General features: G+C 62.7%; 6 protein-coding genes. 5 read left to right on the top strand and 1 reads right to left on the bottom strand.

Translation table 11 applies throughout. The features are described from left to right. Nucleotides 1-239: 239 nt before the first annotated feature. The gene (locus tag NCR34_RS14355; RefSeq protein WP_175940905.1) at nucleotides 240-1,046 is read right to left on the bottom strand and encodes a GntR family transcriptional regulator; all 807 of its coding nucleotides are present in this window, start codon (nucleotides 1,044-1,046) and stop codon (nucleotides 240-242) included. Between the two features lie 572 nt (nucleotides 1,047-1,618). On the opposite strand from NCR34_RS14355, the gene NCR34_RS14350 reads away from it, so the two are divergent. From NCR34_RS14350 to NCR34_RS14330, 5 genes are all read left to right on the top strand, one after another. Then, the gene (locus NCR34_RS14350; protein WP_175940903.1) at nucleotides 1,619-2,605 is read left to right on the top strand and encodes a malate dehydrogenase; all 987 of its coding nucleotides are present in this window, start codon (nucleotides 1,619-1,621) and stop codon (nucleotides 2,603-2,605) included. 161 nt (nucleotides 2,606-2,766) lie between these two features. Next, complete coding sequence (locus NCR34_RS14345) at nucleotides 2,767-3,759, top strand: HpcH/HpaI aldolase/citrate lyase family protein (protein ID WP_250500192.1); 993 nt, start codon at nucleotides 2,767-2,769, stop codon at nucleotides 3,757-3,759. 110 nt (nucleotides 3,760-3,869) lie between these two features. After that, entirely contained in the window at nucleotides 3,870-5,042 is a 1,173-nt protein-coding gene (gene prpC, locus NCR34_RS14340) for a bifunctional 2-methylcitrate synthase/citrate synthase (RefSeq protein ID WP_250500191.1), read from the top strand. 89 nt (nucleotides 5,043-5,131) lie between these two features. Continuing rightward, nucleotides 5,132-5,653, top strand: coding sequence for a hypothetical protein (locus NCR34_RS14335; RefSeq protein ID WP_248322940.1), 522 nt, complete (start codon nucleotides 5,132-5,134; stop codon nucleotides 5,651-5,653). A 31-nt stretch (nucleotides 5,654-5,684) separates the two neighbouring features. Further along, a complete protein-coding gene (locus NCR34_RS14330) occupies nucleotides 5,685-7,136 on the top strand; it encodes a bifunctional 2-methylcitrate dehydratase/aconitate hydratase (protein WP_250500190.1) in 1,452 nt (483 codons plus the stop codon). Nucleotides 7,137-7,155: the final 19 nt, after the last annotated feature.

Raw genomic sequence — 7,155 nt, 5'->3', positions numbered from 1 at the left:
ACTTCGCGATCTGTCCAAGCCCGATGTTCCGGTACTCGGGCCTTGGTTTTTTTACGGCTTCAGCCATGCTAGACCCCAACTTGTTATTACACTAACCCGCGATTTTAGCGCCTTTTCATTCCGCAACGCAGCGAAAAGCGGCCCAAGAGACTGTTGCCGCCCACGCGAAAATAGCGCCCTCGAATGCCCTTGCCGGGCCGCTTCCATCCAGGCGGACCACTCGACCCAAGCCCGCGCGCTCAACTCAAGTCGTTCTGATAGTAATAGCCGCTCGTCACGTACCAGCCGCGCCGCACTTCCACCGGACGATCGCCGTAGGTGTACGAAATACGTTCGACCGACAACAGCGGATAGCCCGGCTGCACATCCAGCAATTGCGCGACCGGCTCTTCCGCCGCGACCGCCCGAATCTTCTCCGACGCGCGAATCATGCGCGTGCCGAACTCCGTTTCGAACATCGCGTAGAGCGGGCCTTTGTAGTCGGCGAGGCGCTCCGCCGTCAGCCCGCGAAACACGGCGCCCGGCAACCAGATTTCGTCGAAGACCGTGGTCACGCCATCGAATTGCAACAGACGCTTGATAAGAACGACGGGATCGGCGGGCTTGAGATCGAGCTGGCGCGCGATTTCCGCGGGCGCGCGCAGGCGTCGGCATTCGAGCAGGCGGCTGACATGGGGATGAATGTCGCCATCGTCGGGCAGAAGGCGCAGGAAGCGGAATTGCACGCGATCTTCGCTGTGCGTCGCAACGAACGTGCCTTTGCCCTGGCGGCGCACGAGCAGGTTGTCCGCGGCAAGTTCGTCGATCGCCTTGCGCACGGTGCCCTGGCTCACCTTGTAGCGGGCCGCGAGCTCGACCTCGCTCGGGATGATCTCGCCCGGCTTCCATTCGCCGGATTCGAGGCCCTGCGTGATGAGCGCCTTGATTTGCTGATACAGCGGGCTAAACGTCGGCGACGGCGCGCCCGCGGGCTCGCCCGCCTGTGCGCTGCCGTTCTGTGGGGGCGTGCCCGCCGAGTTTGGCGCGTTCGAATTCATGCCGCGCATTTCAACACAAAGGCCCGTCGCGCGTCCACATTTTCGCGCGAGGTTCTATGTCTTATATAAGACATAAGATAGTGTTGACTTTGCCTGCGGGCAATCCTACACTCCTTGTCGAGCAAGGGTTTGCGGGTCGTCGCACGGTTCCGGAAACGTTAGTTCGGCGCGGTTTTTCCGGCGGTTTTCGCCGGAATCGCCAGTGTCGGGCGCGCGCCGGGTCCACGCCACCAACCGCCAGGCACGCCCTTTCGCTTCGCCTTACGCCGATCGGCCACACGATTCGCGCGCCGCTGCCTGTCTACCGCCTCGCAACGTCCAGCGCCGTCTCGAATGGGCGCTTGCCGTCAGACTCTAGCGAAAATGCGCCTCCTCGGGCAGTCCCGCACTTTCCGCTCATAGAAGGATTCATGGCATGACGGTCATGCCGCCACGCAGCCATGCGGCGCGCGGCCCGCGTGGCGGAAGGCTCTCAGCAATCCGCGGGCGGCATGTCCGGCATGACATCATCAACGCTTTGCGTAACGCGCATAAAATGGCGTTTTTCCCTAGCGTTCCACGTACCGTCCAGGAGAGTTTCAATGGCTAAGTCCGCAAAGCGCGTTGCCGTCACCGGCGCCGCAGGTCAAATCGGCTACTCGCTGCTGTTTCGCATCGCCAACGGCGATCTGCTCGGCAAAGACCAGCCCGTGATTCTTCAGCTGCTCGATCTGCCGCAAGCGCAAGCCGCCGTCAAGGGCGTCGTGATGGAACTGGAAGACTGCGCCTTCCCGCTGCTCGCGGGCGTCGTCGTCACGGACGATCCCAAGGTCGCGTTCAAGGACGCCGACATCGCGCTGCTCGTCGGCGCACGTCCGCGTTCGAAGGGCATGGAGCGCAAGGACCTGCTCTCGGCGAACGCCGAAATCTTCACGGTTCAGGGCAAGGCGCTGAACGAAGTCGCGAGCCGCGACGTGAAGGTGCTGGTCGTCGGCAACCCGGCGAACACGAACGCCTACATCGCGATGAAGTCGGCGCCGGACCTGCCGAAGAAGAACTTCACCGCCATGCTGCGTCTGGACCACAACCGCGCGCTGTCGCAACTGGCGGCCAAGTCGGGCAAGCCGGTGGCGTCCATCGAAAAGCTCGCCGTGTGGGGCAACCACTCGCCGACCATGTACCCGGACTTCCGCTTCGCGACGGCCGAAGGCGAGAACCTGACGAAGCTCATCAACGACGACGAATGGAACCGCAACACGTTCATCCCGACCGTCGGCAAGCGCGGCGCGGCGATCATCGAAGCGCGCGGCCTGTCGTCGGCGGCATCGGCGGCTAACGCGGCGATCGACCATGTGCGCGACTGGGTGCTCGGCACCAACGGCAAGTGGGTCACCATGGGCATTCCGTCGGACGGCTCGTACGGCATTCCGGAAGACATCATCTACGGCGTGCCCGTCACGTGCGAAAACGGCGAGTACAAGCGCGTGGAAGGCCTGGAAATCGACGCGTTCTCGCGCGAGAAGATGGACAACACGCTGAACGAACTGCTCGAAGAGCGCGACGGCGTCGCGCATCTGCTGGGCAAGTAAGCACGGCGGCACGGGGAAGCGCACGCGCTTCCCTTCAGCGCGGACTTCACGGTTCGCGCCTGATCCGGTCGCGCTTGCGTACCTCGCGTACCGCTGCGAGCGCGGCCGAATCAGAACACGAGCAGCATCGAATTCACATTTCTTCGGACCCGACGCCGACAATGCCCGCTCTCTCCCCCGCCGACGTGCTGTTTGACGGCGAGCCGCAACCCGCAGTTCTGCCGCCCTGCGATCACTACGCGGGCAGCGAGAAGCTGATCAGGAAGTCGCTCGCGTTGCAGGCGCAGCTCGGCCCGGTGTTCGACATCACGCTCGATTGCGAGGACGGCGCGCAGGTCGGTCGCGAGGCCGAACATGCGGAGATGGTGGCGTCGTTCGTCGGCGGAGAGGACGACCGCTTCGGGCGCGTCGGCGTGCGCATTCACGACTTCCAGCATCGCACATGGCGCGACGACGTGCGCATCATCCTGCGTCAGGCGAAGCAGGCGCCGGCCTATGTGATGCTGCCGAAGATCCGCAGTGTCTCGGATGCCGCCGAGATGGTCGCGTTCATCGAGGCCACGCGGCGCGAGTTGGGCATCGCGAAGCCCATTGCCTGTCATGTGCTGGTCGAAACGCACGGCGCGCTCGCGGATGTCTTCCGGCTGGCCGCGCTGCCCGGCGTCGAGTCACTGAGCTTCGGACTGATGGACTTCGTGTCCGCGCACAACGGCGCAATTCCGGATTCCGCGATGCGCTCGCCCGGTCAGTTCGATCATCCGCTCGTGCGACGCGCGAAGCTGGAGATTGCGGCCGCATGTCACGCGCATGGCAAGGTGCCGTCGCATAACGTGTCAACGGAAGTGCGCGATATGGCGGTCGTCGCGAACGATGCCGCGCGCGCCCGCAACGAGTTCGGCTACACGCGCATGTGGAGCATTCATCCGGAACAGATTCGCCCGATTGCCGAGGCTTTCTCGCCGCGCGCCGACGAGATCACGCTGGCCGCCGAGATTCTGCTCGCGGCACAGCGCGCGCAGTGGGGACCGACGCGCCACGGCGACACGCTGCACGACCGCGCGAGTTATCGCTATTACTGGTCGGTGCTGCGCCGGGCGAAGTCGACGGGACACGCGCTGCCCGACGGGTGCGCCGCGCTTTTCGGCGCGAACTAGATGCAAGCTGACACGAGCCTTTGGTCACGCGGCGCGAGCGCAAGCCCGGCGCGCGTTTCAAGCGAAAGAGACGACGCCGCGGGACGGGCGTTCACAGGAGACTTGAAGCAATGAGCGACACCGTATCGAGCGACGCAGCCGCAGCCGGTGGTTTCAAGCCGAAGAAATCCGTCGCGCTGTCGGGCGTGACAGCGGGCAATACCGCGCTTTGCACCGTCGGCAAGACCGGCAACGATCTGCATTATCGCGGCTACGACATTCTGGATGTGGCGACCACGTCGGAGTTCGAAGAGATCGCGTATCTGCTCGTGCATGGCAAGCTGCCGAACGTCGCGGAACTGAAGGCGTACAAGACGAAGCTGAAGGCGCTGCGCGGCTTGCCTGCGAACCTGAAGGCTGCGCTCGAATGGATTCCCGCCTCCGCGCACCCGATGGACGTGATGCGCACCGGCGTCTCCGTGCTCGGCACGATTCTGCCGGAGAAGGAGGATCACAACATCGCGGGCGCGAGAGATATCGCCGACAAGCTGATGGCCTCGCTCGGCTCGATGTTGCTCTACTGGTATCACTATTCGCACAACGGCAAGCGCATCGAAGTGGAAACCGATGACGACTCTATCGGCGGGCACTTTCTGCATCTGCTGCATGGCGTGGAGCCGTCGCAGTCGTGGGTGCAGGCCATGCATGTCTCGCTCAATCTGTATGCCGAGCACGAGTTCAATGCGTCGACGTTCACGAGCCGCGTAATTGCAGGCACGGGCTCGGACATGTACTCGGCGATCACCGGCGCAATCGGCGCGCTGCGCGGTCCGAAGCACGGCGGCGCGAACGAAGTCGCATTCGAAATTCAATCGCGCTACGAGACGCCCGACGAGGCGGAAGCCGACATCAAGCGTCGCGTCGAGAACAAGGAAGTCGTGATCGGCTTCGGGCATCCGGTGTATACGATCTCCGATCCGCGCAACAAGGTCATCAAGGAAGTGGCGAAGTCGCTGTCGAAAGAAGCGGGCAACACGAAGCTCTTCGATATCGCGGAACGCCTCGAAACCGTCATGTGGGACGCGAAGAAGATGTTCCCGAATCTCGACTGGTTCAGCGCGGTGTCGTATCACATGATGGGCGTGCCGACCGCGATGTTCACGCCGCTCTTCGTCATCTCGCGTACGTCGGGCTGGAGCGCGCACATCATTGAGCAGCGCATCGACAACAAGATCATCCGGCCGAGCGCGAATTACACGGGACCGGAGAATTTGAAGTTCGTGCCGATAAATAAGCGAAAATAGCGGGCTGCGCGATCGGAATTCGCGTTTTGGCGACTCCCATCCGCGCAGCAACCGCCACTCAACCCAAATGTTTCTGAAAGGTTTCACCGATGAATAAACTTCTGATCGCTGCAATCGTCGGCACGCTCGCCACGTCGAGCGTGTTCGTGAGTGCCGACGCCTTCGCCGCGACAACCGAATCGAGCGCGGCCAAGGCCAAACGCCCCGCTCCGGCACGCCGCCTGATCAAGCGCAAGCCCAAGGCCGAAGCGGCCGCGGCAGCGAAGACGGACCCGATCCCCGACGGCGCAGTCAAGTGGTCCTGCAAGGACGGCATGGCTTTCTACCTGAAAGGCGACATGAAGCGTGACGCGATCGTCACGGTGAACTGGGCCAAGAAGGACTACAAGCTGCCGCGTCAGGACACCACGACCGGCGCAGACCGCTTCCACGACGCCGCAACCGGCATGGACCTCGTCGTCATCCCGACGAAGGCGATGCTGTTCTCGGACAAGGACTCGTCGCGTCTCGCCGACGAATGCGTGACGGCCGAGATGGCAGCCGGCGCCACGGCGCCCACGCAGGCGGAAGCGTTGAAGCAGAACCCGCTGATGCTCAAGCCGGCGGAATAAGCCACATCAGTATTCAATACAGGAATCCTCGATGTCCGCACCGATCTCCAATGTCCGGCCCGAACCGGACAAGGTACTCGTCGACATAGTCGACTACGTTCTCGATTACGACGTCGACAGCGCCCTTGCGCTGGAAACCGCGCGCAATTGCCTGATCGACACACTCGGTTGCGGACTCGAAGCCCTCTCGTACCCCGCCTGCACCAAGCTGATGGGACCGATCGTGCCCGGCACGATCGTCCCCAACGGCGCGAAGGTGCCGGGCACCCAATTCCAGCTCGATCCGGTTCAGGCCGCGTTCAACATCGGCGCGATGATCCGCTGGCTCGACTTCAACGACACGTGGCTCGCCGCCGAATGGGGCCATCCGTCGGACAACCTCGGCGGCATTCTCGCCACCGCGGACTGGCTCTCGCGCAACGCCGTCGCGACCGGCAAGCAGCCGCTCACGATGAAAGACGTCCTGATCGCGATGGTCAAGGCGCACGAAATTCAAGGCTGCATCGCGCTCGAGAACTCGTTCAACAAGGTCGGGCTCGATCACGTGCTGCTCGTCAAGGTCGCATCGACAGCGGTGGTCGGGCAGATGATCGGCCTGTCGCGCGAAGAACTGATCAACGCGGTATCGCTCGCCTTCGTGGACGGCCACTCGCTGCGCACCTACCGTCATGCGCCGAATACCGGCTCACGCAAATCTTGGGCGGCGGGCGACGCGACTTCGCGCGCCGTGCGCCTCGCGTTGATCGCGAAGACCGGCGAAATGGGCTATCCGTCCGTGCTGACCGCCAAGACGTGGGGCTTCTACGACGTCCTTTTCAAGGGCAACGAGTTCAAGTTCCAGCGTCCGTATGGCTCGTACGTGATGGAGAACGTGCTCTTCAAGATTTCTTTTCCTGCCGAATACCATTCGCAAACGGCGGTCGAAGCGGCCATGACGCTGCACGACAAGCTGAAGGAAGTCGGTAAGGGCGTCGAAGACATCGCGAAGATCACCATTCGCACGCACGAAGCGGCGATTCGCATCATCGACAAGAAAGGCCCGCTCGATAATCCGGCAGACCGCGATCACTGCATTCAGTACATGATCGCCGTGCCGCTGATTTTCGGCCGGCTGACGGCTGCGGATTACGAAGATGTCGTGGCGAAAGACCCGCGCATCGACACCTTGCGCGCGAAGATGGAATGCGTGGAAGACCCGCAATTCACGAAGGATTATTTCGACCCGGACAAGCGTTCGATCGCGAATGCGCTGACTGTCGAGTTCAACGACGGCACGAAGCTCGATGAAATCGCGGTCGACTATCCGATCGGACACAAGCGCCGCCGCGCGGACGGTATTCCGCTGCTCGTCGAGAAGTTCAAGACGAACCTCGCGCGGCGCTTTCCCACCAGGCAACAACAGGCGATCCTCGCGGTATCGCTGGACCAGGCAAAGCTGGAAGCAATGCCGGTCAATGAATACGTCGATCTGTACGTGATTTAGTCGATCGACTCGGTCATAC

This window comes from Caballeronia sp. GAWG1-5s-s (assembly GCF_023631445.1).
Lineage (GTDB): Bacteria > Pseudomonadota > Gammaproteobacteria > Burkholderiales > Burkholderiaceae > Caballeronia.
The sequence above is the reverse complement of the archived record's forward strand: the minus strand, read 5'-3'. Positions and strand labels throughout refer to the sequence as shown.

Excerpts from the sequence above, each read along its gene's own strand:
- NCR34_RS14345 (WP_250500192.1), top strand. The coding sequence starts at position 2,767 with ATGCCCGCTCTCTCCCCCGCCGACGTGCTGTTTGACGGCGAGCCGCAA.
- NCR34_RS14350 (WP_175940903.1), top strand. The coding sequence starts at position 1,619 with ATGGCTAAGTCCGCAAAGCGCGTTGCCGTCACCGGCGCCGCAGGTCAA.
- NCR34_RS14330 (WP_250500190.1), top strand. The coding sequence starts at position 5,685 with ATGTCCGCACCGATCTCCAATGTCCGGCCCGAACCGGACAAGGTACTC.
- NCR34_RS14355 (WP_175940905.1), bottom strand. The coding sequence starts at position 1,046 with ATGCGCGGCATGAATTCGAACGCGCCAAACTCGGCGGGCACGCCCCCA.
- prpC (WP_250500191.1), top strand. The coding sequence starts at position 3,870 with ATGAGCGACACCGTATCGAGCGACGCAGCCGCAGCCGGTGGTTTCAAG.
- NCR34_RS14335 (WP_248322940.1), top strand. The coding sequence starts at position 5,132 with ATGAATAAACTTCTGATCGCTGCAATCGTCGGCACGCTCGCCACGTCG.